The 24039-nt window shown below is 72.3% G+C and carries 25 protein-coding genes; 15 read left to right on the top strand and 10 right to left on the bottom strand.

The annotated features are described in order from the left end of the window. The first annotated feature begins 24 nt into the window (after window positions 1-24). From ligD (AB0B58_RS14440) to AB0B58_RS14425, 4 genes are read left to right on the top strand one after another with little or no spacing between them, the layout of a single operon-like run. On the top strand, window positions 25-978 hold the full coding sequence (ligD, locus tag AB0B58_RS14440) for a non-homologous end-joining DNA ligase (RefSeq protein ID WP_360223094.1): 954 nt from the start codon (window positions 25-27) through the stop codon (window positions 976-978). Continuing rightward, the gene (gene ligD, locus AB0B58_RS14435; protein WP_360223091.1) at window positions 968-1912 is read left to right on the top strand and encodes a non-homologous end-joining DNA ligase; all 945 of its coding nucleotides are present in this window, start codon (window positions 968-970) and stop codon (window positions 1910-1912) included. Before ligD (AB0B58_RS14440) ends, ligD (AB0B58_RS14435) begins: the two co-directional genes overlap by 11 nt. 47 nt (window positions 1913-1959) lie before the next feature. After that, window positions 1960-2301 (top strand): PadR family transcriptional regulator, encoded by a 342-nt coding sequence (locus tag AB0B58_RS14430; RefSeq protein WP_360223088.1) that lies wholly within the window; start codon window positions 1960-1962, stop codon window positions 2299-2301. Next, window positions 2298-2900, top strand: a complete 603-nt coding sequence (locus AB0B58_RS14425; RefSeq protein WP_360223085.1) for an HAAS signaling domain-containing protein — start codon at window positions 2298-2300, stop codon at window positions 2898-2900. Before AB0B58_RS14430 ends, AB0B58_RS14425 begins: the two co-directional genes overlap by 4 nt. 4 nt (window positions 2901-2904) lie before the next feature. On the opposite strand, the gene AB0B58_RS14420 is transcribed toward AB0B58_RS14425, so the two are convergent. Further along, window positions 2905-4566 carry a DNA repair helicase XPB gene (locus AB0B58_RS14420; RefSeq protein ID WP_360223082.1) on the bottom strand — a complete coding sequence of 554 codons (1662 nt, stop codon included), beginning with the start codon at window positions 4564-4566 and terminating at the stop codon, window positions 2905-2907. A gap of 177 nt (window positions 4567-4743) precedes the next feature. Next, complete coding sequence (locus tag AB0B58_RS14415; RefSeq protein WP_360223079.1) at window positions 4744-7170, bottom strand: helicase-associated domain-containing protein; 2427 nt, start codon at window positions 7168-7170, stop codon at window positions 4744-4746. An 87-nt stretch (window positions 7171-7257) separates the two neighbouring features. Here AB0B58_RS14415 and AB0B58_RS14410 point away from each other — a divergent pair, with 87 nt between their 5' ends. Genes AB0B58_RS14410 through AB0B58_RS14400 form a run of 3 tightly spaced genes read left to right on the top strand, consistent with a single transcriptional unit; the run spans window position 7258 to window position 8502 of the window. Beyond that, a complete protein-coding gene (locus AB0B58_RS14410) occupies window positions 7258-7446 on the top strand; it encodes a hypothetical protein (protein WP_360223690.1) in 189 nt (62 codons plus the stop codon). Next, entirely contained in the window at window positions 7443-8069 is a 627-nt protein-coding gene (locus AB0B58_RS14405; protein WP_360223077.1) for an HAD family hydrolase, read from the top strand. Before AB0B58_RS14410 ends, AB0B58_RS14405 begins: the two co-directional genes overlap by 4 nt. A 46-nt stretch (window positions 8070-8115) precedes the next feature. Beyond that, window positions 8116-8502 carry a cold-shock protein gene (locus AB0B58_RS14400; protein ID WP_184997984.1) on the top strand — a complete coding sequence of 129 codons (387 nt, stop codon included), beginning with the start codon at window positions 8116-8118 and terminating at the stop codon, window positions 8500-8502. Here the strand turns inward: AB0B58_RS14400 and AB0B58_RS14395 are convergent. The 3 genes from AB0B58_RS14395 to AB0B58_RS14385 all read right to left on the bottom strand — a co-directional run bounded on the left by AB0B58_RS14395 (window position 8499) and on the right by AB0B58_RS14385 (window position 11868). Next, window positions 8499-9326 (bottom strand): 1,4-dihydroxy-6-naphthoate synthase, encoded by an 828-nt coding sequence (locus tag AB0B58_RS14395; protein WP_360223073.1) that lies wholly within the window; start codon window positions 9324-9326, stop codon window positions 8499-8501. The genes AB0B58_RS14400 and AB0B58_RS14395 overlap by 4 nt on opposite strands. Before the next feature lie 95 nt (window positions 9327-9421). Further along, a complete protein-coding gene (locus AB0B58_RS14390) occupies window positions 9422-10069 on the bottom strand; it encodes a futalosine hydrolase (protein WP_360223070.1) in 648 nt (215 codons plus the stop codon). Continuing rightward, window positions 10066-11868 carry an MFS transporter gene (locus tag AB0B58_RS14385; RefSeq protein ID WP_360223067.1) on the bottom strand — a complete coding sequence of 601 codons (1803 nt, stop codon included), beginning with the start codon at window positions 11866-11868 and terminating at the stop codon, window positions 10066-10068. The genes AB0B58_RS14390 and AB0B58_RS14385 overlap by 4 nt, the downstream gene beginning before the upstream one ends. Window positions 11869-11969: 101 nt before the next feature. Here AB0B58_RS14385 and AB0B58_RS14380 point away from each other — a divergent pair, with 101 nt between their 5' ends. Then, a complete protein-coding gene (locus AB0B58_RS14380) occupies window positions 11970-12791 on the top strand; it encodes a DUF3027 domain-containing protein (RefSeq protein WP_360223065.1) in 822 nt (273 codons plus the stop codon). Between the two features lie 8 nt (window positions 12792-12799). Here AB0B58_RS14380 and AB0B58_RS14375 read toward each other — a convergent pair whose 3' ends face one another. Next, a complete protein-coding gene (locus AB0B58_RS14375; protein ID WP_360223666.1) occupies window positions 12800-13012 on the bottom strand; it encodes a DUF2530 domain-containing protein in 213 nt (70 codons plus the stop codon). 229 nt (window positions 13013-13241) lie between these two features. Between AB0B58_RS14375 and AB0B58_RS14370 the strand changes: the two genes are divergently transcribed. The 3 genes from AB0B58_RS14370 to AB0B58_RS14360 all read left to right on the top strand — a co-directional run bounded on the left by AB0B58_RS14370 (window position 13242) and on the right by AB0B58_RS14360 (window position 16677). Beyond that, window positions 13242-14717, top strand: a complete 1476-nt coding sequence (locus tag AB0B58_RS14370; RefSeq protein ID WP_360223063.1) for an NCS2 family permease — start codon at window positions 13242-13244, stop codon at window positions 14715-14717. 102 nt (window positions 14718-14819) lie between these two features. Then, on the top strand, window positions 14820-15266 hold the full coding sequence (locus tag AB0B58_RS14365; protein ID WP_360223060.1) for a MarR family transcriptional regulator: 447 nt from the start codon (window positions 14820-14822) through the stop codon (window positions 15264-15266). A 70-nt stretch (window positions 15267-15336) separates the two neighbouring features. Beyond that, on the top strand, window positions 15337-16677 hold the full coding sequence (locus AB0B58_RS14360) for an MFS transporter (RefSeq protein ID WP_360223057.1): 1341 nt from the start codon (window positions 15337-15339) through the stop codon (window positions 16675-16677). Window positions 16678-16679: 2 nt separating this feature from the next. Here the strand turns inward: AB0B58_RS14360 and AB0B58_RS14355 are convergent, their stop codons facing one another. Next, window positions 16680-17354 carry a FadR/GntR family transcriptional regulator gene (locus AB0B58_RS14355; RefSeq protein ID WP_360223054.1) on the bottom strand — a complete coding sequence of 225 codons (675 nt, stop codon included), beginning with the start codon at window positions 17352-17354 and terminating at the stop codon, window positions 16680-16682. A 22-nt stretch (window positions 17355-17376) separates the two neighbouring features. On the opposite strand from AB0B58_RS14355, the gene AB0B58_RS14350 reads away from it, so the two are divergent. The 3 genes from AB0B58_RS14350 (at window position 17377) to thpR (ending at window position 19858) form a co-directional block, all read left to right on the top strand. After that, entirely contained in the window at window positions 17377-18660 is a 1284-nt protein-coding gene (locus AB0B58_RS14350; protein WP_360223051.1) for an MFS transporter, read from the top strand. Between the two features lie 83 nt (window positions 18661-18743). Continuing rightward, entirely contained in the window at window positions 18744-19199 is a 456-nt protein-coding gene (locus AB0B58_RS14345) for a hypothetical protein (RefSeq protein WP_360223048.1), read from the top strand. Window positions 19200-19258: 59 nt separating this feature from the next. Beyond that, entirely contained in the window at window positions 19259-19858 is a 600-nt protein-coding gene (thpR, locus tag AB0B58_RS14340; protein WP_360223045.1) for an RNA 2',3'-cyclic phosphodiesterase, read from the top strand. On the opposite strand, the gene sepH is transcribed toward thpR, so the two are convergent. Continuing rightward, a complete protein-coding gene (sepH, locus tag AB0B58_RS14335) occupies window positions 19859-20941 on the bottom strand; it encodes a septation protein SepH (RefSeq protein WP_360223042.1) in 1083 nt (360 codons plus the stop codon). A 201-nt stretch (window positions 20942-21142) separates the two neighbouring features. On the opposite strand from sepH, the gene AB0B58_RS14330 reads away from it, so the two are divergent. Then, window positions 21143-21589 (top strand): GNAT family N-acetyltransferase, encoded by a 447-nt coding sequence (locus tag AB0B58_RS14330; RefSeq protein ID WP_360223039.1) that lies wholly within the window; start codon window positions 21143-21145, stop codon window positions 21587-21589. Here the strand turns inward: AB0B58_RS14330 and AB0B58_RS14325 are convergent. Together AB0B58_RS14325 and serC are read right to left on the bottom strand one after the other, a co-directional pair. Continuing rightward, window positions 21586-22845: a histidinol-phosphate transaminase gene (locus AB0B58_RS14325; RefSeq protein WP_360223036.1), complete on the bottom strand. Its 1260-nt coding sequence runs from the start codon at window positions 22843-22845 to the stop codon at window positions 21586-21588. The genes AB0B58_RS14330 and AB0B58_RS14325 overlap by 4 nt on opposite strands. A gap of 60 nt (window positions 22846-22905) precedes the next feature. Further along, a complete protein-coding gene (gene serC / locus AB0B58_RS14320; protein ID WP_360223033.1) occupies window positions 22906-24027 on the bottom strand; it encodes a phosphoserine transaminase in 1122 nt (373 codons plus the stop codon). Window positions 24028-24039: the final 12 nt, after the last annotated feature.

The following is a 24039-nucleotide window of genomic DNA, read 5'->3' as shown; positions in this document are numbered from 1 at the left end:
TTCGATCCTGCCTATGGTGATCGGGTGCCGGGTGCACCGCTCTCGCCGATGCTCGCCACCGCGGGCCCGCTTCCGCGCGGCCCGGGCTGGAGTTACGAGTTCAAATGGGACGGTGTACGTGTCCTTTCGTCCTTTTCCGGCGGCCCGCCACGGCTCTGGGCGCGCTCCGGCGCCGCGGTGACGCTTGCCTATCCCGAGGTCGCCGCGCTCTCCCTGCCCCCCGATTCGCTGCTCGACGGCGAGGTGGTCGTGCTTGACGCGGGCGGGCGGCCGTCGTTCACCGCCCTCGCCGAGCGGATGCACGTCCGGGATCCGGCCCGGGCGGCCAAGCTGGCGGTGACCCTCCCGGTCACCTACATGATCTTCGACCTGCTCCGGTACGGCGGGGAGTCGCTGCTCGCACTCCCGTACGCCGAGCGGCGCACCCGCCTCGAGGAGCTCGATCTGGGGGCGGGGCACTGGATGGTGCCGCCGGCGTTCACCGACGGGCCCGCGACCGAGGCCGCCGCCCGGGAGAACCACCTCGAGGGCGTCATGGCGAAGCGGCTCGACACGCCGTACGTGCCGGGTGCCCGGTCGGCGGACTGGATCAAGGTCAAGTTCGACCGCACCGGCGACTACGTCATCGGCGGGTGGCGACCCGGTGCGCGCAAGCTCGGGGGTCTGCTGGTCGGCCTGCCCGGTCCGGACGGGCGGCTGCGGTTCCGGGGCCGGGTCGGCGGCGGGATCGGGGCGGCCGCCGAGCGGCAACTGCTGGCGGCGCTGGGGCCGCTGGGGGTACCGGAGTCGCCGTTCGCGCCCGGGGCGGTACCCCGGGAGGACGCCCGCGGCGCACACTGGGTCAGCCCCGATCTGGTGGTCGAGGTCCGCTACGGCAACCGGACCCCCGACCGCCGGCTGCGGTTCCCACGTTTCCTGCGGCTGCGCCCGGACAAATCCCCGGACGAGTGCGTGGAGGAGGACGACGATGGCGAGTGAGCCGGCCCGGGGCGCAAGGCCGAACGCCAAGGCGGGCGTGCGGCTGCCCGTCCAGATCGAGGGACGCGACCTCGAGCTGTCCAATCTCGACAAGATGATGTATCCGGCGGCCGGCTTCACCAAGGGCGAGGTCGTCGACTACTACACCCGGGTGTCGCCGGTGCTGCTGCCGCACCTGAAGGGCCGGGCGCTGACCCGGATCCGTTACCCCAACGGCGTCGACGGCGCGCACTTCTTCGAGAAGAACGCGCCCGGCGGTACGCCGTCCTGGGTGCGGCTGGAGACGCTGCCGGTGCCGGGCTCCACCAAGGCCCGCGAGACCATCGACTTCGTGGTCGTCGACGAGCTGGCCACGCTCGTGTGGGTGGCGAATCTCGCGTCGCTCGAACTGCACACGCCACAGTGGCGTATCGGCGCGGACCCCGATCTCATGGTGGTCGACCTGGACCCGGGCGCGCCCGCGGGGCTCAAGGAGTGTTGCGGCGTCGCCATGCTCGTGCGCGACCGGCTGGCCGAGGACGGCGTCACCGCGTACCCGAAGACCTCCGGTAAGAAAGGAATGCAGCTGTGCTGCCCGATCTCCGGCGAGCAGGACGCCGAGGTCGTCTCCGGTTATGCCAGGACGGTCGCCGAGGAGCTGGCGGCCATGGTTCCCGGCTCGATCACCGCGAAGATGGCGCGGGCGATCCGGCCGGGGAAGGTCTTCATCGACTGGAGCCAGAACGCCGCGGCGAAGACGACCGTGGCGCCCTATTCGCTGCGGGCGTTGCCGTCGCCGTCCGCCTCGGCGCCGCTCACCTGGGACGAGGTCGAGGCCTTCGCGACCGGCGAGGCCGAGGCCCGGCAGCTCGGTGCGGCCGAGGTGCTCGATCGCGTCGCCGAGCATGGTGACCTGCTGGAAGGCCTTCTCGACCGGGGTCCTCGGCTGCCCTGAGATTCACGTTGTTGAGCTACCTTGCGTCGCCAGGTACTGTGTGGCGCATGGCAGATGTCGCGCAGCTCACGACCAGCCTGCGGCGCGGGACACTCGAGTTCTGCGTGCTGGCCATGGTCGAGCACGAGGACCGTTACGGCACGGAGATCGTCCGGCGCTTCGGCGAGGAGCGGAACCTCACCGCCTCCGAGGGCACGATCTACCCGCTGCTCTCCCGGTTGCGCCGGGTTGGTTGGCTGGACAGCAAGTGGAGCGAGTCGCCCTCCGGGCCGCCGCGCCGCTACTACGCGCTAACCGACAGTGGCCGGTCCGCGCTCGATCACTTCCGCACGGAGTGGGTTTCCTTTCGACAGACCGTCGACCGTCTCGTAGGGACCGGTGTGGCATGAGCATCAACAAGACCGACGACGCCGTCGCCGAGTACCTTCGCGAGCTGGAGCGGCGGCTCAGCGGCCTGCCCCTGCTGCAACGCCGCGAGCTGCTCGCCGACCTCGAGGCGCACATCACCAGCGAGCGCATCGAGCGCGCGGTCGTCTCGGAGGGCGAGGTGCTGGAGATCCTCGAGCGGCTGGGCAGCCCGGAGGTCGTCGCGGCGGCCGCCTACGAGGAGGCCGGCCTGCCACAGCCCGCCGACGCCGACGCCGGCGCCGCCGCGGGCCGGCGCCTGCCGCCCGTCCCGCCGCCGCCGGACGAGCCGCCGTTCCGCGACCTCGGCGCGCCGCCACCGTTCACCGGGCCGCCATTCGCGGGGCCGCCGCCCAACGCCTGGCCGCCGCTGTCCCCGCCGCCGTTCATGGGTCATCCGCCGAAGCGGAGCACCGGGACCGGGACGCGGGTCGCCGTCGCGGTGGCGATCATCACCGCCGTCTTCATCGCGCTCGGCTGCATGGTCGGACTGCTCACCTTCAGCCGCGGCGTCGACGCGGAACCGATGCCGGGCGTCCCCCCGGAGCCGGTGGCCACCGCGCCGGCGCTGCCCGGAAACTGATCCCTCAGTCGATCTGGGGCAGGGGTGGGCCGAGGACGTCGTCCGCGTCGACGATCGTGTAGGCGTACCCCTGCTCGGCCAGGAAGCGCTGGCGGTGCGCCGCGTACTCGGTGTCGATGGTGTCGCGCGAGACGACCGTGTAGAAGTGCGCCTGGCGGCCGTCGGCCTTCGGGCGCAACACCCGGCCCAGCCGCTGGGCCTCCTCCTGGCGCGAACCGAACGTGCCCGACACCTGGATCGCCACGGCCGCCTCGGGCAGGTCGATACTGAAGTTGCCGACCTTCGAGATCACCAGCGTGCGCAGCTCACCCGAACGGAACGCGTCGAAGAGCCGCTCGCGCTCCTTGTTCGTCGTCGAGCCCTGCACGATCGGGGCGTCCAGGTATTCGCCCAGCTGGTGCAGCTGGTCGATGTAGCCGCCGATCACCAGCACCTGCTCGCCCGGGTGCTTGCGCACCAGCGCCCGGATCACGGGCAGCTTGGTGCGTGCGGTGGCCGCCACCCGGTAGCGCTCCTCGGCCTCGGTCACGGCGTAGGTCATGCGCTCGGCGTCCGTCAGCGTCACCCGGACCTCGGTGCACTCGGCCGGCGCGATCCAGCCCTGCGCCTCGATGTCCTTCCACGGCGCGTCGTAGCGCTTCGGCCCGATCAGCGAGAACACGTCGCCCTCGCGGCCGTCCTCGCGTACCAGGGTCGCGGTCAGGCCGAGCCGGCGGCGGGCCTGCAGGTCCGCGGTGAAGCGGAAGATCGGGGCCGGCAGCAGGTGCACCTCGTCGTAGATGACCAGACCCCAGTCGCGGGCGCCGAACAGGTCCAGGTGGGTGAAGGCGCCGCCGCGCCGCGACGTGAGCACCTGGTACGTCGCGATGGTGACCGGGCGGATCTCCTTGCGCTCGCCCGAGTACTCGCCGATCTCGTCCTCGGTCAGCGAGGTCCGGGCGACCAGTTCGCGCTTCCACTGCCGGCCGGCGACCGTGTTCGTCACCAGGATCAGGGTGGTGGCCGAGGCGGTCGCCATCGCCGCCGCGCCGACAAGCGTCTTGCCCGCGCCGCAGGGCAGCACGACCACCCCGGAACCGCCGGCCCAGAAGCAGTCGACGGCCTCCTGCTGGTACGACCGCAGTTTCCAGCCGTCCTCGGCCAGGCTGATCGCGTGCGCCTCGCCGTCCACGTACCCGGCCAGGTCCTCGGCCGGCCAGCCGAGCTTGAGCAGCGCCTGCTTGAGCCGGCCGCGCTCCGAGGCGTGCACCGCGATCGTCTCGTCGTCGATGCGGGAGCCGAGCATGCCGGCCAGCTTCTTGCTCTTGGCGACCTCGATCAGCACGATCTTGTCGAGCCCGCGCAGGACCAGCCCGTGCGACGGGTCGTTGACCAGTTGCAGCCGGCCGTAGCGGTCCATGGTCTCGGCGACGTCGACCAGCAGCGCGTGCGGCACCGGGTAGCGCGAGTATTTGATCAGGGAGTCGACGACGCTCTCGGCGTCGTGCCCCGCGGCGCGCGCGTTCCAGAGACCCAGCGGGGTCAGGCGGTAGGTGTGCACGTGCTCGGGGGAGCGCTCCAACTCCGCGAACGGGGCGATCGCCATGCGGCAGGCCTTCGCGTCCGGATGGTCGACTTCCAGCAGCAGGGTCTTGTCGGATTGCACGATCAGGGGTCCGCCGGTCACCAGGTGCCCTTCGACGAGCGAGAGAAGACCCTCCAGTGTGACACGGCGCTCGGCGTACTGAAGAAGGTTGATCCCGTGTGCAACGCTTCGCACAGGCTCGGGGTTTGTTGGAGTGGTACCACGCGGACGGGAGCGGATCGCGCGCGGTAGGGCAACGGGGGCGCGCGGTCCCGACCGTCACTCCTCGACGACGGCGGCCGTGATCCTGTGCAGGGCGAAGGTGTGCAACGTTTCGGTCCGTTCGTCCTCGGCGCGTAGATAGCCCGCGCTCATCGACACCGGCCGGACCAGCCGGGACAGCGTCGCGCCGTGCGTATCCACGTAGCCGACCCAGACCTGGACCTTGTCGCGCACGGCCTGCTGCAGCACCGCCATGGCCTGGGTGTGCGCCTGCACGGACGTCAGGCCCGGCACGCTCTGGCCGTTGGCCGCACGGACCGTGACCGGGGTACGGCGGGCCGCGCGGGTCGCGATGTCCCCGCGCCGGATCTGCTCGACCACCCCGGCCAGGCGAGGCCCGGCCAGCATCGGCGGCCCGGCCTGTTCGCCCAGCCGGGACGAGATGGGGGTACGGGTGGGAGCGCGCCGGACCTTGGGCCGGGCGAGCACGGCCGACCCGCCGGCGTCCTCGGCCACCGGCGCGAAGCCGGCGTCCCGCAGCGCGCCGAGCAGCCGCACCAGCTGCAGCGGGCTGCACAGCACCGTCGGGGCGAGCCGGCGCAGCGCCAGCGTGCCCAGCCGCTTGTCGGCCAGCACCTCGGCGATCAGCGCCTCGTCGTCGCTGCGCAGGTAGGACCCGGCCGATCCGGCGCGCAGCCCGCCGTGCCGCCGCGCCGAGTCGTCGATCAGATAGGTAAGCGCCTGCGGCACCGGCGTCCGGGACCGGCGCTGGAAGAGCGCGTGCAGGTCACCAGCGCTGTAGCCGACGTCGAGGGCCCGCCGCACGCTGGCCGCGGTCACCCGGTGGACGCTGGCCCCGCCCGCGGACTCGGGCTCGGCGACGACGTCCAACTCCGCGGCCAGCTCCGGCTCGGGCGGGCCGGGCACGACCACGGACAGGTCCGCCTGCACCAGCACGTGGTCGACCGGTGCGGGCAGCAGCGCGTCGAGGGCGCGTACCGCCTCGGAGACGCCGGGGATCCGCTCGCCGCCCGCTCCGGCGCCCAGCGGGTCCCGGTCGTCGGCACGGGCCTCGGCCTGCAGGAGCCGGCCGTACGAGGTGATCGCACCCAGCCCGGTGATGCCCAGCGTGGCGGCGCCGGCCAGCGCGTCGCGGTGCACCGTCTCCCGGCCCCGGGCCCGGCGCGGTGCCTGCCAGGAGAGCATTTCGAGGACCTCGTCGGCCTTCGGCGCGGCGCCGTGCGCGAGCTCGGCCAGCGCGGCCAGGGCCTCGCGGCGGGCCTGCGGGGACCCGGCGCGCTCGGCGTCCGGCGCGAGCGTGTTGATCGGCCGGTCGCGGTCGTCGCGCTGCCCGATCAGGCCGGTCTGGCGGGTCATCGCGAGCCACGAGTTGGCCAGCGCCTCCCAGCGCCGGGCGATGCTCAGGGCCCGCCACAGGTCGTAGGCGCCGGTGGGCAGGAATATCTCGTCCGCCGCGCCGATGGCCCGGCCGCCACGGCCGGTGCCCGCCACGTCGGACTCGCCGAGCAGGCCGGCCGCGTAGGCCACCTCGATCAGCAGTGCGGCCGTCGGCTCGTCCAGGTTCGCGGCGCGGGCGAGGCGCTTGAGGTCGCGTACGCCGAGGCCGCCGGTCTTGAGCACCGCGGCCGGCTCAGCCGACAGCGCCTCCAGCAGGGCCTCGACGTGCCGGACGGCCTCCATCGCCTGCCCGGTACCGGCCGAGTCCACGGACTTCGGGTCGCGCGCCGCGCCGTCGGGGGCCGGCGGCGCCGGGCGCAGCGGGCCCAGCGGACCCGAGTCGCGGCGCAGCAGCATCCCGATCTCGCGCGGCAGCTCCACCAGCTCACCGTCGGACCGCGGCGCCCGGCCGGCCTCGGAGACCGGCACCAGGATGCGGTTGTCGATCAGCCATTGCACCGGCTCGGCGATCGTTCCGCCCGAGCTCAGCGTCCCGACCGGCGGGCCGGCGGCGAGCCGTTCGAGCACCGCCCGGGCGCCCGGCGGTGCGGACAGCACGGTCCGGCGCAGCTTCGCCCGGTCCGCGCACAGGGCGGCCGTCTGCGCGTCGAGGTAGTCGGCCGGGCGGCCCAGGCCCGCGGGGTACGGCGAACTCACCTCGTCGACGGCGCCGACGACCTGGAGTGCCTCTTCCGGGCCGTGTAGCAGGAAGCGAGCGCGGAGGCGGCCGACGGCGGTACGGACGTGCTCCGGGTCCGCGGCGCCGGCCGTCAGCTCGAGGACCGCGGTGGTCGAGGTCAGCGCGGTCTCGGCCGAGCGGCTCAGCCGGGCGGCATCGAGCACCGCGAGCGTGAACTCGTCCAGGGCATCGAGGCAGCGGGCGACCGAGCCCCGGGACTGGGCGCGTACGGCCAGCGCGGAGACGTCGGACGGCACGGGCACGACGAGATCCGGGCGCAGTTGGATCAGCGCCCCGAGGGCGTCATCGGTGAGCGACCGGAGTTGGTCGGCGAATGCGGTGGCCATCGTTATCAACGCTAGCCGCCATGGGACCATGGTGAGGGGTCCGGGGCGTGGCCGGATCCTTCAAAGATCTTGGAAAGGGAGTTACCTGTGGCGCGTTCACACGAGAAGGCCCGGGGCGCGGCGGCCGGCAAGGGTCCGGTCTCGGCGAAGGAGGGGCACCTGCCCGTCTCCGAGCTCATCGCCGACCGCCCGGCCGCGCCGTCGCCGTTCGGCGACGACCAGACCTTTCCGCTGCCGGTGGAGCGCTTGACGTACCGGCCCTCGATCACGCTGTGAGGCCGGCGGTCGGGTTCGACCTGGACATGACCCTGATCGACTCCCGCCCGGGCATCCGCGAGGTCTACCGGGCCCTCACGGCGAAGACCGGGGTGTGGGTCGACGCCGACGTGGCGGTCACCCGGCTGGGCCCGCCCCTGCGTACGGAGCTGGGCGAGTGGTTCCCGCCCGGCGAGGTCGAGGACGCGGTCACCACCTTCCGGGCGCTGTACCCGGACCATGCGATCGCACCGACCGTCCCGACGCCCGGGGCGCTCGAGGCGCTGGCGGCCGTCCGCGAGCAGGGCCTGCGGGTGGTGGTGGTCACCTCCAAGCTGGGCCGGCTGGCCGCCCTGCACCTGGAGCATCTCGGCATGACCGTCGACGAGCTCGCGGGTGACCTCTTCGCGGAGGGCAAGGCGGCGGCGCTGGCCGAGCACGGCGTCCGGTGGTACGTGGGCGACCACGTCGCCGACATGGTCGCGGCGCGCACGGCCGGCATCCCGGGCATCGGGGTGGCAACGGGCCCGTGCGACTCCGACCAGTTGCGCGGCGCCGGCGCCTCGCACCTGATGTCCGACTTGACGGCATTTCCGGCGCTGTTGCGAAAGATTGCGGTTGGGTGTGGCACGGCCGCTGGATAACCTTGCCGTGAGCAATTGAGTCCAATGAGTGAAGTTGAGGTCAGCGGTGCCCACGGGTCGAGTGAAGTGGTACGACGCGGCGAAGGGTTTCGGGTTCGTCACCAGTGACGAGGGTGGGGACGTGTTCCTGCCCAAGGGCGCCCTGCCCACCGGGACCGCCGACCTGAAGGCCGGTCAGCGGCTGGAGTTCGGCGTGGTGGACAGCCGCAAGGGCGCGCAGGCGATGGGCGTGAAGGTCCTCGACGCGCCGCCGTCCATGGTCGAGCTGCGCCGGCGGCCGGCCGACGAGCTGCACGGCATGGTGGAAGACATGATCAAGGTGATCGAGGCGAAGATCCAGCCGGACCTGCGCCGCGGTCGCTACCCCGACAAGCGCACGGCGCAGAAGATCGCGCAGCTGGTCCACGCGGTCGCCCGCGAGCTCGAGGTCTAGGGCTCCAGCGGCTTGACCGCAGGCGTGATTCCCGCCGCCGCCGCACGTCCGAGCAGGGCGTCGGCGGCGGCGTAGCCTTCCGCGCCCAGCTCGAGGGTGAACTCGTTGACGTAGAGCCCGATGTGCTGCGCGACCACGTCGGGCTCCATCTCCTGGGCGTTGGCCAGCACGAATTCGCGGCTCGCGGCGGGGTTGGCCCACGCCATGCTCACCGACTTGCGGATCCACTCCGTCGCCTCGGCCGGGTCGACCGCGCCCTTGCGCGCCAGGATCGCGCCCAGCGGGATCGGCAGGCCGGTGTCGCCCTCCCACCACTCGCCGAGATCGACGAGCGCGGTCAGGCCGTGGCGCTGGTAGGTGAAGCGGGCCTCGTGGATGACCAGGCCGGCGTCGTAACGCCCCGCTGCCACCCCCGGCATGATCTGGTGGAACGGCACGACCTCGATGCGGGCCGGCGGGTGCTTCGCCGACCAGAGGCGGAACAGCAGGTATGCCGTCGTGCGGTCGCCGGGCACGGCCACGGTCGCGCCGGTCAGGTCGCCGTCGGCGTGGCTGCCGTCGCCACGGGTCACCACCAGCGGGCCGCAGCCACGGCCCAGCGCGCCGCCGCAGGGCAGCAGGTCGTAGTCGTCGAGGAGCCAGGGCAGGGCGGCATAGCTGACCTTGACCAGGTCGAACCCGCCGCCAACGGCCGCGGTGTTTGTCACGTCCACGTCCGCGAACGTCAGCCGCACCGGTTCGGCGCCGGGGACGAGGCCGTGCACGAGAGCGTGGAAGACGAACGTGTCATTGGGGCAGGGCGAAACCGCCAGAGAGAGCGCCACGCCCCTCACCGTAACGACGCGGGCGCCGCGACACCCGCAACGAATCGTGTCTGTATCGCCACACCTCGCCTGCCGCAACACGGCCGTCCACAGGGTTATCCACAGGCCGCCCGGGCGGCCGCGGTGAGCGCGGAGAACGCCTCGCCGAGGCGCCAGGCGGCCCGGTCGCGCGGGCCGATCGGGTTGGAGATCGTGCGCAGTTCGGCGAAGGGGACCGCGGCGGTCTGCGCGGCGCTGGCCACGCCGTAGCCCTCCATCGCCTCGGCGACGGCGTCCGGGTGGCGGGCCAGCAGGGCCGCCGCGGTGCCGGCCGTGCCGGTGACCGTGGCGAGCGTGAGGATGTCGCCGACGATTGCGTGGGGCAGGGCCTCGGACAGGGCCTTGAGCAGGGTCGGGTCGGCGTCCACGACGCTGGTGCCGAAGCCCAGGTCCGCCACCGGGATGAAGCCGTCCGGTGATTCCGCGCCCAGATCGGCGGCGATCGTGCGGGCGGCGAGGACGGTCGCGCCGACCTGCGCGCGGCCCGGGAAACCACCGGCGATGCCGGCGCTGACGACACCCCGGTACGGCCGCCCCGCTGCCTCGGCGAGCGCCAGGAGCCGCGCCGTGCCGGCGGCCGCCGCGGCCGGGCCCACGCCGACGGCCGCAACCTCGGCGGTGGCCGGGTCGGCGCCGGCCCGCACGGCATCCGCCTCGGCGGCGACGGCGGTGACGATCAGCAGGCGCGAGGGCGCCGGTGTCACTGGCCGGCCTCGTCGGGACGGGAGCCGTTGCCGTTGGCCGCCGACGACGGCCGGTAGATGTGGAATCCGGGCGGGGCCGCGTCGTCCTTCGGGGACCGGGGCTGCCCGGCCGGGGTCCGGCCCGGACCGGTCGTTGCGGCCCGGGCGGGGCTGGGCTCCGCGGCGGGTGCCGGCTCCGGCGGTGCCGGCGGCGGGGTGGCCGCCCGCCTGCCCGCGCCGGACCGGGAGAAGAAGCGGCGCTTCGGCGTCGTGGCGCCGCCCTCGGCGGCGGGCGGCTCCGATCCGGACACGGGCAGGTCCGCGGGCGGTGCGGCCGGCCCGCCCGGGGACGACCTCGGCCGCGGCGTTCTGGCCGCCCCGGCCGGCGCCGGAGACGTCGGCACCGCCGCGGCGCCGGACTCCGGTCCGTCCTCCGGCGCCGGCTCGTCGATCGTCGCGTCCGGACGGCCGTGCAGGCGTTCGGAGTGCAGGCGGCCCGCCATGATCGTGCCGCGCACCGCCGCGGCCACCGCGAAGGCCGCCGCGATCGAGACGCCGAGGCGGCCGTTCAGCGGGATGATGCCGACCGCGCCGCCGATCACCCAGGCGATCATCAGCACGGTCTCGGAGTGCGCGAAGGCGCTGGCCCGCAGGCGCTCCGGCACCCGCTCCTGGATGCTGGCGTCGACCGTCAGCTTCGAGATGCCGCTGAAGATCGCGGCCACCAGCGACAGGAGCGCCACCATCGGCAGGGTGAAGAAGATCGCGGCCAGGACGGCAACGCCCGCGGTGATGGTCAGGCCGCTCGACTGGAGCGCCAGCGGGCGGCGGATGCGCAGCCGGGTGCCGACCGCGGTCGCCAGGAAGGTGCCGACCGCCAGCGCGCCACCGACCAGCGCCACCGCGCCCTGGCTGCCGACGTCGCGGCCGAAGAACGAGGTGTCGAGCGCTCCCGCCTTGACCGCGAACGCGAAGTAGAGCAGCAGGAAGCCGTACAGGCAGCGGAAGCTGGCGCTGCCGACCAGGGTGGCGATCACCAGCCGGCCGGAGAGCGGGCGGTCGTTGCCGCGGCGCAGGCGCAGCATCGTGCGGAACGGCCGGGGCACGGCCTCCGGCGGATCGGAGTCGGCCCGCGGCGGCAGCCGCAGCGAGATCACCATGCCGATCAGGAAGATCAACGACGCGACCCGCAGCGACCACTGCGGACCGAACCAGAACGCGGCCAGCCCGATCGGCGCGACGACCGCGCCCGCGAACGTGCCGTAGACGCTCGCGCGGGCACCGACCTGGGACAGGCCGATGCCCTCGGGCAGCAGCCGGGGCACGGCCGCCGAGCGGGCCACGCCGTATGCCCGGGAGAGCGCCAGGACGCCGAAGGCCGCCGGATAGAGGCCCCAGCCCAGCAGGTTGTCCGAGATCACGTACGCCAGGAAGGCTCGGCCCAGCATGGTCGCCGCGAGGGCGTACCGGCGGCCGTGCCGGAAATGGTCGAGTAGCGGCCCCGCGACCGGTGCCAGCAGGGCGAACGGCACCATGGTGATCAACAGGTAGAGCGCAACCTTGCTGCGCGCCTCGCCCAGCGGCACGTTGAAGAAGATCGTGCCGGCCAGGCCGATCGCGATGAGCGTGTCGCCGGCGCAGGAGAGTGCGTGCAGGTCGAAGAGCCGGACCATGCCGACCTCGTTGGCCGCGCCGCGGGCCCGGGCGTCGCCGACCCGGCGGGTCGCCCAGGCGCTGCCGCGCACGGAACCTCGCACCAGCATCCGGAGCGCCTTGACGCCGGTGCCGACGGTACGTCCGACGGTGGGAAGCAACGGCATCGCCCCATCCTGTCTCATCGAGGCGACTTCCGTCCCCTCACGGGGCGGAGATCTGGGGGAGTCGCTGCGCCGCCGCCGCATGCGTGGGGGACAATGGCGACGTGACGACCAGGACCGCAGTGCGCGCCGCCCGACTCGACCAGGTCTGTGCCGATGCCGTCGGAATCGCGCGCGGCGCCATCACCGAAGTGGAGCCGGGCGACATCGGCGACCACCTCGAGGCGGTGGCCGAGGGCGACCGGGTCGTGACCCACTTCTTCGAGAGCCACCTGGCCGGCTACAAGGGCTGGCGCTGGGCGGTCACGGTGACCCGGGTGCCGCGCTCCCGGCACGTCACCATCTGCGAGACCGTGCTGCTGCCCGGGCCGGATGCGCTGCTCGCGCCCGGCTGGCTGCCGTGGAACGAGCGGGTCCAGCCCGGCGACCTGGGCGTCGGCGACCTCATGGCGACCGCTCCGGACGACGAACGGCTGGCGCCCGGCTACGTGCTCAGCGACGACTCCGCGGTGGAGGACGTCTCCTGGGAGCTCGGCCTCGGCCGGTCCCGGGTGCTGTCCCGCGAGGGCCGGTCCGAGACCGCGCAGCGGTGGTACGACGGCGATGCCGGCCCCGAGGCGCCGATCTCGACGGCCGCGCCGCGCAACGCCCGCTGTGGCACCTGCGGCTTCTACCTGCCGCTGGCCGGTTCGATGCGCACCATGTTCGGCGTCTGCGGCAACCTCTACGCCCCCGACGACGCCAAGGCCGTCAGCGCCGACCACGGCTGCGGCGCGCACTCCGAGGCGCTGGTCGGCGCGACGGAGCAGCCGGTCGAGGAGCTTCCGACGATCTACGACGACAGCGAGGTCGAGGCGGTGGCGGTCAGCCGCGCGCACGGCTCGGTCGAGGCCGGCGAGCCCGCGGAGCCCTACGGCCACAGCTAGGGCGGGTCCTAGGCGGTCTCCGCCACCTTGAACTCGGGGTGGGTCAGTGCGCGGCGCCGGCGCCGGTTGGCGTCGTGGCGCAGCATCGTGAGCAGGCCGGGGATCCCGCACAGCAGGCCCGCCAGGCAGGTCCAGAGCCAGCTGTCCGGCGCGTCCAGGAGCAGCAGGACCACCCCGGCGACCGCGAAGGCGGCTATGCCGGCGAGCGCGAACGGCACCATCGGCGGATCCAGCGGCTCGGGCCGCGGCTTGGTGCCCGTCACCGCCTCGAGGCCGTGCGGGTGCCGCTCGTGCGGTGCGGGGGACTTCTCGGCCACGAGCATCAGACTACGTCCGTGGAGATCGTCCGTGTGAGCTCGTGACGGTTGTAACAGTTCTGATCTTTTGCCGAGGTCAGGGTTCTGCTTTGATGCGCCCATCGACCCCTGTTGGTCCTGCGGAAGGGCGCGAATGTCCACTGCTGCTGCCGGAACGGATGCTGACTCCTCCGGGCGTACCCCCAAGAACGCTTTTGATCGATTCTTTGAGATCTCGGCCCGCGGCTCGACCGTCGGCCGGGAGCTACGGGGTGGTTTCGCCACCTTCTTCACGATGGCCTACATCGTGGTGCTCAACCCCCTGATCCTCGGTGCGGGAGTGGACGCGGTCGGCGGCAAGCTGCCCATCGCGGCGCTCGCGGCCGGCACGGCGCTGGTGGCCGGCGTGATGACGATCCTGATGGGTGTCGTCGCCCGGTTCCCGCTGGCGCTGGCGGCCGGCCTCGGCGTGAACGCGGTGGTGGCGTACGAGATCGCCCCGGAGATGACCTGGGCCGACGCGATGGGCCTGGTGGTCATCGAGGGCGTCATCATCGCCGTCCTGGTGCTGACCGGGCTGCGCACCGCGGTCTTCCAGGCCGTGCCGACGCAGCTCAAGACGGCGATCGGTGTCGGCATCGGACTGTTCCTCATGATCATCGGCCTGGTCGACGCGGGCTTCGTGCGGCGCATCCCCGACGCCGCCGGCACGACCGTTCCGGTCGAGCTGGGCATCGGCGGCAAGCTGACCGGCTGGCCCGCGCTGGTCTTCGTCCTCGGCCTGCTGCTGACGCTGGTGCTCTTCGTGCGCAAGGTCAAGGGCGCGATCCTGATCGGCATCCTGTCCACCACCGTGCTGGCGATCATCGTGGAGGCGATCGCGAAGGTGGGCCCGTCGTTCGTCGACGGCAAGCCGAACCCGAGCGGCTGGTCGCTGAACGTGCCGGCGCTGCCGGACAAGATCGTGGACAGTCCGGACCTGTCGCTGCTCGGCCAGTTCAACGTGTTCGACTCGTGGGGCCGGGCCGGCGTGCTCGTCGTCATCATGTTCGTCTTCACGCTGCTGATCACCGACTTCTTCGACACGATGGGCACCATGGTCGCCGTCGGTCAGGAGGGCGGCCTGCTGGACGACGAGGGCATGCCGCCGCGCACCCGGGAGATCCTGCTGGTCGACTCGATCGCGGCGGCCGCCGGCGGCGCGGCCAGCGTCTCGAGCAACACGTCGTACATCGAGAGCGCCTCAGGTGTGGCCGAGGGCGCGCGCACCGGCGTGGCAAACCTGGTCACCGGCGTGCTCTTCCTGCTCGCGATGTTCCTGGCGCCGCTGGTCGTGATCGTGCCGTTCGAGGCGGCGTCGGTGGCGCTGGTGGTGGTCGGGTTCCTGATGATGACGGCGGTCCGGCAGATCGACTGGACCGACTACGAGATCGCGATCCCGGCGTTCCTGGCGATCACGATCATGCCGTTCACCTACTCGATCTCCAACGGCATCGGCGCGGGCGTCATCTCGTACGTGGTGATCAAGCTCGCCCTCGGCAAGGCGCGCGAGGTGCACCCGCTGCTGTACGGCGTAGCCGCGCTCTTCGTCCTGTACTTCCTCCGTGGGCCGTTGGAGTCCCTTATCTGACGTCGTGCGACCGTGGTCGCCGGGTGCGTTACCGTGCCCGGTGACTACGGTCATAGGCGTAGGCGATGTCGTTAGCCAAGCTCATTAGCTAAGCTAAGAAACGTGATGGAGCGGTCGGTGGCGGAGCGGGTAACAGCCGAGCAACTGGCCATTTCGCTGCGCGAATCGATCACCCGGCTCAATCGGCGGCTTCGGCAGGCCCGCGCGGTCGGTGATCTCACGTTCAGCCAGCTCTCGGCGCTGACCAGCCTCCAACTGGCCGGCGCGATGACACCGCGGGAACTGGCCGACGTCGAACGGGTCCAGCCGCCGACGATGACCAAGATCGTCGGGAAGCTGGAGGATCTGGGACTGGTCGCGCGTACGCCCCACCCGACCGATCGTCGTCAGGTCATCCTGGCCGCGACCGAGCAGGGCCGGGTCGTCTACGCCCAGTTCGAGAAGGCGCGCAACGAGTGGCTCGCGCTGCAACTGGCCGAGCTCACCCCGGACGAACGCGACACGCTCGAGCGGGCCGCGCAGATCCTGCAGCAGGTCGCCCGCAACTGAGCGTCCCCGCCCAAGGTCGTTCCGTCACACCTCGATGACGCGTACGACCCCAGGAGGAGGCGCAACCCGAGTGCGGGCAGTGCTGAGTACGACATTCCGGTCCCTGCAGGTCCGTAACTACCGGCTGTTCGCCACCGGTCAGCTGGTGAAGCTCGTCGGTGTGTGGATGATGTTCACCGCGCAGGACTGGCTCGTGCTCGACCTCTCCGGCAACTCGCCGGGCGCGCTCGGCATCGTCACCGCGCTGCAGTTCCTCCCCGTCCTGCTGCTGACGCTGTGGAGCGGCAAGCTGGCCGACCGCTTCGACAAGCGCAAGCTGCTGGTGATGGCGAACACCGCCTTCGCCGTCACCGCGATCCTCTTCGCGATCCTGGTGGCCAGCGGCATCGTCGTGCTCTGGCACGTGTTCCTCTTCGCCCTGCTGCTCGGCGTGGCGAACGCGTTCGAGACCCCGGTACGGCAGGCGTTCGTCTCGGAACTCGTCGAGCTGCCGCTGCTGCCGAACGCGCTCGCCCTGTCCGCGGCGACGTTCAACACGGCGCGGATCGGCGGCCCGGCGCTGGCCGGTGTGGCGCTGGCGCTGTTCCAGACCGGTCCGGTGTTCCTGATCGCCACGGTGCTCTCGATCGCTCCGATCTTCAGCTACCTCAGCATGCGCCCGCTCGACCTGCACCGCTCCATGGCCCGGCCGTCCGCGGGGGACACCCGGATCGTCGACGGTCTCAAGTACGTCTGGAAGCGGCACGACCTGCTGCTTCCCATCGTGCTGATGGCCGCGATCGGCATGATCGGCTTCAACTTCCCGGTCACCCTGGCCGCGCTGGCAAAGATCAACTTCCATGCCGGCCCCTCGTCGTTCGGGCTGCTGACCACGGCCCTGGCGGCGGGCGCGCTGGGTGGCGCGCTGGCGGGCAGCGGTCGCAGGAGCCGCCCCGGCGTGTACGTGGTCCTGGGCGCGGCGCTGGCCTTCGGCGCCTTCGAGGTGGCGGTCGGCTTCGCACCGAACTTCATCGTGGCGATGATCCTGCTGGTGCCGACGGGGTTCTTCTCGATCTACCTGGCGCAGGCGGCGAACCACCGGGTCCAGATGGGCGTGCACTCCGCGTACCGGGGCCGGGTGATGTCCCTCTACGTCCTGGTCTTCCTCGGCACGACGCCGATCGGGGCGTCGCTGGCGGGCTGGTGGGGCGAGCACTTCGGGGTGCCGTCGAGCATCTGGACGGCCGGGGTGTTCTCCCTAGTGGCCGCGGCGACGGCGCTGGTGTGGCAGCTGCGCACCAGCGGCGACCGGCTGTCGCTGCGTGGCGGGTCGCGGCCGGGCCTGACCCTGGTTCGGACCGCGGAGGACGAGCCCGTCGTCGAGCCGGTGCCGCCTGCCCCGGTCGAGCCGGCGCGCACCATCGCCGCCTGACGTCAGCGGGTGACCTCGCAGCTCCCGGTGTGTGCCACCGCCTCGGCGGTCGCCGCGGCCGGGTCGCCGGCGCGGATGGCCTCCAGCAGCCGGGCGTGGTCCAGGTAGTCCTCGGGGCGCAGCTCGGCGCCGACGTGCTCCCGCAGCGAGTCGCGGATGACCTGGCCCAGGTCCGCGTACAGCTCGACCAGGACCTCGTTGTGCGAGGCCGCGACGACCGCCAGGTGGAAGGCCGAGTCGGCGTCGACGAAGGCGTCGCGGTCGCCGGACGCCCAGGCCCGCTCCCGCCGCGCCAGCAGCCGGTCGAGCAGCCGCAGGTCCTCGTCGGTGCGGCGGCGGGCCGCGAAGCCGGACGCGGCGGCCTCCAGCGTGCCGCGCAGCTCGGTGACGTGCCCGGGGTCCGCGGTGGCGAAGCGGCGCTGCATCACCCCGGCCAGCTCGCTTGTCGCGACCACCCAGGTGCCCGAGCCCTGGCGGATGTCGAGCAGGCCGTTGTGCGCGAGCGCCCGGACGGCCTCCCGGACCGTGTTGCGGGCGACCCCCAGCTGGGTCACCAGCTCGGGCTCCGTGGGGATCCGGGAGCCGACCGGCCACGCGCCCGAGGTGATCTGGTGGCGTAGGCGGGCGATCACCTGGTCGGAGAGAGACGCGCCACGGGGGACTGGACCCAGATTCATCCCATGATTCTATGATGGGGTCATGGCGATCACCAGTAGCGACTCGCGCACGAGCGGACGGATCCGGTTCCTCGCGGTCGCCGGCCTGGTGCTGGCCGCGTTCAACCTGCGACCGGCCGTCACCAGCCTCGGGCCGGTGCTGGAGGAGGTCCGTGCCGGCCTCGGCATGAGCGCCGCGGTGGCCGGGCTGCTCACGTCGGTGCCCGCGGTGTGCTTCGCGCTTGTCGGTTTCGCCGCGCCGCGGCTCGCCCGGCGCTGGGGTACCGGCGGCGCGATCGCCCTCGGGACCGTTGCGCTTGTGGTGGGCCTCGCCGTGCGGCCGTTCGCCGGGGGTACGGCCTCGTTCATCGCGCTGACCGCGCTGGCGCTCGCGGGCATAGCCCTCGCGAACGTCCTGCTTCCGGTCGTGGTGAAGCAGCGCTTCCCGGATCGGGTGGGCGCGATGACCGGGCTCTACTCGGTGGCGCTCAACCTCGGCGCCTCCACGGCGGCGGCGGTGACCGTGCCGTTGACCGGGGCGTTCGGCGGCGACTGGCGGCTCGGGATCGGCGTGTGGGCGCTGGTCGCGGCCGCCGCCCTGCCCGCCTGGGCGCTGCTGGCCCGTGACCGCGGCTCGTCGGAGGCGCCCGCCGGCACGCGGGGCGATGCACCCGGCCCGGGCTCGGGCATCGGGGTCGCCGGCGCCGGGCCGCGGGGCGACGCGCCCAGCTCGGGCATCGCGGTCGCCGGCGCCGGGTCGCCGCTGACGCGAAGTCCCATCGCCTGGGCGCTGGCCGTCTACTTCGGGCTGCAATCGACCGCCGCGTACGTGATCATGGGTTGGCTGCCGCAGGTCTTCCGCGACGCCGGCCTCCCGGCGGACACCGCGGGCCTGCTCTTCTCCGTGACCGCCCTGCTGGGCGTGCCGCTCTCCTTCGCGCTCTCCGCGGCTGCCGGCCGCCTGCGCACGCAGAGCGGGGTCGCCGTCGTGATCGGACTCTTCGGCCTCGCCGGCTACGCCGGGCTCTGGGTCGATCCGGCCGCCGCACCCTGGCTGTTCGCGGTGCTGCTCGGCGTCGCCAACTGCTCGTTCCCTCTGGTCCTGACCATGATCGCGCTGCGCGGCCGCAACGCGGCCACAGTGGTCCGGCTCTCCGCCTTCGCGCAGAGCACCGGCTACCTGCTCGCCATACCCGGTCCGATCGTGGTCGGCGCGCTCTACGAGCGCAACGGCAGTTGGGAGGTGCCGCTCGCCGTCATGGCGCTGTTGATGGTGCCGCAGATGATCGCCGGTTACCTCGCCGGACGCGACCGCCAGATTGGCTGACGCCGGCGGGCGGCAATCTCTGGCAGACCGCCTCCTCCGAACGGCTCTCTCCGCGCGCCAGGGCGAGGCCTTAGCGTCAAGCCGTGGCAATTACGCACATAGTCGGGCTGGTGGCGGCGCTGCTGGCGCTGCTGTGTCTGCCATGTGCCGTGGCGATCGTCGTCTGTGCGGACGAGTTGGTCGCCCGTCGCACGTGGACCCGGAACGGCCGGCGGGAGGTCCGTGCCCTGCGCAGCCTCGAACGCGAGCTGGCCGCCGGGGACCCGGAGATCCGGCCGTCCGACCACGAGCAGAGCATCGACGAGTTGGTCGCCGAGCTCCGGCGGCTGGACCGGCAACGGTGCCGGGCGCCCACCACCGACTCCGCTGCATGGCTGGCCGCCGTCATGCGCGCCTACGACCACCGGCTCGCACTGGCCAGCCGATGCCTGGGCGTGGAGGAGTACCTCGACCAGCTCGAGGGGATGGACCGCGAGATCGAGCGGGTGCGCATCGAGGGGCTGCTGCACGCGGCCGGCCTGCGGCTACGAGCACGCTGACACGCGCCGGCGGGAAGCCGAGGATGCGCGGATCGGCGGCCGCCTCTACAGTTCCCGGCGTGCGACTCTTTGTGGCGGTCTTTCCGCCGGACGACGTACGCCGGGATCTACATAGGCGACTGACCGTCGCGCCGGACAGCGGCGGCCGTCCATCCGGTGTGGCCGACGGCTACGGCCGGCCGTTCGCGGCGCCGGGCGACGACCGTCCGGTGTCGCCTGGCCTGCCGCGCCGCCACCGGGGGGAGGTACGGCTGACCGCCATCGACAAGTGGCATGTGACGCTGGCCTTCCTCGGCGAGGTTCCCGCCGAACGGCTCCCCGACGTCGAACGTGCCCTCGACGCGGTCACGGTGCCGAAGGGCCTCGAGCTTCGCCTGCGCGGCGGCGGTCAGTTCGGCCGGGACAGGTCGACGGTGCTGTGGGCCGCCGTCGACGGAGAACTGGGCCCGCTGCACGCGCAGGTGCACGAGAGGCTGGAGGCCGCCGGGCTGCCGCACGATGATCGTGCCTTCACCCCGCACCTCACGGTCGCCTACACGCAGGACGCCGCGGTTCGCCGAGCGCTCGTCGGCTATCGCGGCCCGTCCTGGACGCTGCACGAGATAGCCCTCGTCCGCAGCGATCCGAACGAGGGCTACACGCAGCTGAGGACCTGGTAGCTACGAGCTTTCGCGGGCCGCCGGTCCGCCACCGAACAGGACGTCGTCCCAGCTCGGGAGGCGCTTGCGCGGCTTCGCGGTCTCCTCGGACTCCGACTGGTCGCCGCCGGTCGCCTGGCCGACCGTGCGCCGCGGCCGCAGCACCGCCAGGCTCGGCACCGCCGGAACCTCTTTCGGCAGGTCGGCGTCGTCGTCGAAGGCGGAACCCGGCCCGCCGCTGAGCAGCGCGGCAGCACCGCCGGCCACCGGCCGGCGGGCCTCGTGTGCGGCGGCCGGCTCCAGGCCACGGCCCGAACCCTGGCCGAGCGGGCGGTCCAGCGACGCCAGCAGCGCGTCCCGCCCGGCCCGGATCGGGTCGCGGGTCGGCCGCGGCGAGTCTGCCGCCGGCAGGCCCCGGCCGGCCCGGCCGGACTCGGTGATGCGCGACGGGCCCGGCAGGCCGTGGCCGCCGCGCTCGTGCGGGGTGCGCTCGGGGACCGGCTCCTGGCCGAGGATCTGCGTCGGCCGCTCGGCGCAGAGGTACTGCGCCATGTCGTCGTGCGGAGACACGACCTGGCGGCCCTTGTCGAGGTCCCACATCGCCTGGGCGGTCGCCTTGCCGGACGGCCACGTGGCGACGATGCGCCAGGTGCCGTCCTCGCGGCGGAACGCGTCCCAGGAGATCTTCTCTGTGTCTATTCCGTGCTGGGCGAGCCGGCAGTCGACGACCTCGGCCAGCGGTGCGCCGGAGTCGGAGGTCTTGAGGCGGGTGCGGCGCGCGTGCTGGGCCAGCATGGCCCGCTCCTGCAGCACCGGGCCCGCGTAGCGCAGCACGCGGTCGACCGGGACGCCGGCCACGCGGGCGACGTCCTCGGCGGACTCGCCGGAGCGGATCCTCGCCTGGATGTCGCGAGGGGACAGCGACGCCATCACCTCGGCATTGGCCACCGCGACGGCCGTGCCGATCGGGTGGGGAGCGCCGTCGGTGTGCAGCGCGCCGCTGATCCGGTCGTCGATCGGGAGCGCCAGGAGCCTGCCGACCTCGTCGGCGAGCACCAGGGCCTGACCGTCCTCGGAGAGGGCCACGAAGCGTACCGGCCGCATGCGTTGCCTCCGTCCCGTCGCTGGCCTGTGCTCCCGAGAGTCAGCCACCCGGGCGCGTTTCGGAACACGGTACGCGCCTCGGTCACCCGATGGTGGTAAGCCACGCCGTCAAAGTCATTGACCTGCGAAGATGATCTTCGCAGTGGAAGTCACCGCCCCGCAGGCGTTGCGCCCCGGGTGCCGCCGCCCTAGAAAGGCGGCATGACCGTCGAGCTGCGCCCGATCACCGAGGAGAACTTCCAGGCCGTCACCAAGCTGGAGGTCCTGCCCGAGCAGAGCGACTTCGTCGCGCCCAACGTACGCGGCATCGCCGAGACCTACGTGTATCCCGACGCCGAGCCGCGGGCGGTCTACGCCGGCGAGGAACTGGTCGGCTTCGTGCTCTTCCACCCCGTCGACAAGGACCGGCCCGCCGAGGGCCACTGCATCGTGCGCCTGATGATCGGCCGCCAGTTCCAGGGCCGTGGGCTCGGCCGCCAGGCGCTCGAGGCCGCCGTCGAGTGGATCGTGCGGGAACGCGGGGTCGGCCGGGTCCGGCTCAGCGTGGTGCCGTCGAACTCCGTGGCCCGCGGCCTGTACACATCCGCGGGCTTCGTCGAGACGGGCGAACTGGATCACGACGAGATAGTCATGGTCCGGAACGTCTAGCCGTTGACCGCGCGGCGCGCGGCGTACTCAGTGGTGCGGTGCGACGGGTACTGGATCAGGTTGTCCGGCTCCTCATCCACCGTGCTGCTCCAGCGCCGGCCGGTCTCCAGCGGCTCCTCCTCGTACGCGGGCCGGGTGCGGAACTGCCGGCCGTAGTCGAGCATGCCGTCGATGAGCCGGTCCACGTCGCGCGCGGGCCGTACGACGAGGCGCATGAACTGGCTGGTCATGCCGAGCTTGTTGCCGCACTCGCGGGTGTAGACGCCGTGGTTGGCGACCAGGTAGTCGCGCAGGGCCACGCCGGACCACTCGGTCGGCAGCTTGACCAGGATGAAGTTGCCCTGCGACGGGAAGACGGTCAGCGCCGGGATGCGGGCCAGCTCGCCGGCCATCGTGCGGCGGTCCCGGCAGAGCAGGCGCAGGCTGTCCTCGTACTCGTCGTCGTGCTCCTGGATCATGTAGACGACCTTCTCGGCGAGCGAGTTGAGGTTCCACTTCGGCAGCGCCTTGCCGATCTTGCCGGCGATCGCGGGGTTGGCCATCAGGTAGCCGAAGCGGATCCCGTGCAGGCCGAAGTTCTTGCCCAGGCTCTTGAGGACGACCGCGTTCGGCCGGATGACCGCGTCGGGCCCGACCGACGGATACTGCTCCGCGTCGGAGAAGTCGATGAACGACTCGTCGATGACGACCAGGTCGAGGTCGCCCAGCGCGTCCATGAAGCGGATGACGTCCCGGCGGGCCAGGTAGCCGCCGTCCGGGTTGTTGACGTTGCAGACTACGGCGACCCGGGAGCCGCGGTCGCGGATGAACCGGACGTAGTCGTCGAGGTTGAGCCGGAAGCCGTCGCGCTCCTGCAACGGGAACATGTCGACCCGCTTGCCGGTCTCCAGCGGCTGGTCGGTCCACCGGCCGAACGTCGGGATCGGGATCGCGATGCTCTCCTTGATCAGGAGATGGTCGATCCAGGTGATCAGCTCGGTGGAGCCGTTGGCCATTGCAACGGTCTGCGGGTGCAGGCCCAGCACGCTGGCCAGCTTGTTGGTGATGCTGCCGGAGTCGCTCGGGTAGTACTTAAGGATGTTTTTCAGGTCCCGGGACAGCTCGTCGAACATCTCCGGGGTGGGGAAGTACGGGTTGCACGGGATGCAGAAGTCAACGATCTCCGCGCCCTCGTTCATGCTTCGGGAAAGATCGAAGTAAGAGGCGCTGTGCGCCCCCTTGTGCAGGATCGAGGTGTCGATTCCCGTCCGAGCCATCGTTCCTCCCGAGTCCTCCGACAATGCCGCCCGTCAGTACGGGCGGCATCGCGGGATCGTTCAGAACTTATGAATGACGTAATCAATGCAGCGCGTCAGCGCCTCGACGTCGGCCGGGTCCACGGTCGGGTAGAGCGCGACGCGCAGCTGGTTACGACCCAGCTTGCGGTAGGGCTCGGTGTCCACGATGCCGTTGGCGCGGAGCACCTTGGCGAGCGCCGCCGCGTCCACGCTCTCGGCGAAGTCGATCGTCGCCACCGCGTTCGACCGCAGGGCCGGGTCGGTCACGAACGGTGCCGCCACCGCGGAGCGGTCCGCCCAGCCGTAGATCGCCTCGGCGCTCTCCCGGCTGCGCTTCGCCGCCCAGCCCAGGCCGCCCTGCGCGTTCATCCAGTCGACCTGCTCGGCGGCTAGGAACACCGTCGCCAGGGCCGGCGTGTTGTAGGTCTGCTCGAGGCGGGACTGCTCGATCGCCGTGACGAGGTCGAGGAACTGCGGGATGTAGCGGCCCGAGGCCTTGACCTCGTGGGCGCGCTCGATGGCGGCCGGCGACATCAGCGCGATCCACAGGCCGCCGTCCGAACCGAACGCCTTCTGCGGCGCGAGGTAGTAGACGTCGGTCTCGGCCAGGTCGACCTCGAGGCTGCCGCCGCCCGAGGTCGCGTCGGTCAGCAGCAGGGCACCCGGGTCGGCGCCCGCGACCCGCCGCACCGGCACGGCGACGCCGGTCGACGTCTCGTTGTGCACGCTCGCGTAGGCGTCGACGCCGGCCTCGGCCGTCAGGTAGGCCGCGCTGCCGCCCGGCGCCTTGTGCACGGTCGGCTCGGCGAGGAACGGCGCGTCCCGGACCGCCTTGACGAACTTGGCGCCGAACTCGCCGAACTCGGCGAACTGGGCCTTGTCGCGGATCAGCCCGAACGCCGCCGTCTCCCAGAACGCGCTGGTGCCGCCGTTCGAGATGATCACCTCGTAGCCGTCCGGCGCGGAGAAGAACTCGGCGATGCCGGCGCGCAGCCGCGCGACCTGGTCCTTCACCGTCTTCTGCCGGTGCGACGTGCCCATGAGGGTCCGGGACACCCGGGACAACGCGTCGACGCCCTCCGGGCGGACCTTGCTCGGGCCGGAGCCGAACCGCCCGTCGACGGGCTTGAGGTCGTCGGGAATCCGGATCGGGTCAGCCACGGGGGGTCCTTC

Source organism: Actinoplanes sp. NPDC049118 (assembly GCF_040648555.1).
GTDB lineage: Bacteria > Actinomycetota > Actinomycetes > Mycobacteriales > Micromonosporaceae > Actinoplanes.
This window is presented reverse-complemented; position numbering and strand designations above follow the sequence as displayed.

Coding starts and splice junctions, on each gene's coding strand:
- ligD (WP_360223091.1), top strand. CDS start 968: ATGGCGAGTGAGCCGGCCCGGGGCGCAAGGCCGAACGCCAAGGCGGGC.
- AB0B58_RS14430 (WP_360223088.1), top strand. CDS start 1,960: ATGGCAGATGTCGCGCAGCTCACGACCAGCCTGCGGCGCGGGACACTC.
- AB0B58_RS14425 (WP_360223085.1), top strand. CDS start 2,298: ATGAGCATCAACAAGACCGACGACGCCGTCGCCGAGTACCTTCGCGAG.
- AB0B58_RS14415 (WP_360223079.1), bottom strand. CDS start 7,170: ATGGCCACCGCATTCGCCGACCAACTCCGGTCGCTCACCGATGACGCC.
- AB0B58_RS14385 (WP_360223067.1), bottom strand. CDS start 11,868: ATGCCGTTGCTTCCCACCGTCGGACGTACCGTCGGCACCGGCGTCAAG.
- AB0B58_RS14375 (WP_360223666.1), bottom strand. CDS start 13,012: ATGGTGCCGTTCGCGCTCGCCGGCATAGCCGCCTTCGCGGTCGCCGGG.
- AB0B58_RS14370 (WP_360223063.1), top strand. CDS start 13,242: ATGTCCACTGCTGCTGCCGGAACGGATGCTGACTCCTCCGGGCGTACC.
- AB0B58_RS14355 (WP_360223054.1), bottom strand. CDS start 17,354: ATGAATCTGGGTCCAGTCCCCCGTGGCGCGTCTCTCTCCGACCAGGTG.
- AB0B58_RS14350 (WP_360223051.1), top strand. CDS start 17,377: ATGGCGATCACCAGTAGCGACTCGCGCACGAGCGGACGGATCCGGTTC.
- sepH (WP_360223042.1), bottom strand. CDS start 20,941: ATGCGGCCGGTACGCTTCGTGGCCCTCTCCGAGGACGGTCAGGCCCTG.
- AB0B58_RS14330 (WP_360223039.1), top strand. CDS start 21,143: ATGACCGTCGAGCTGCGCCCGATCACCGAGGAGAACTTCCAGGCCGTC.
- AB0B58_RS14325 (WP_360223036.1), bottom strand. CDS start 22,845: ATGGCTCGGACGGGAATCGACACCTCGATCCTGCACAAGGGGGCGCAC.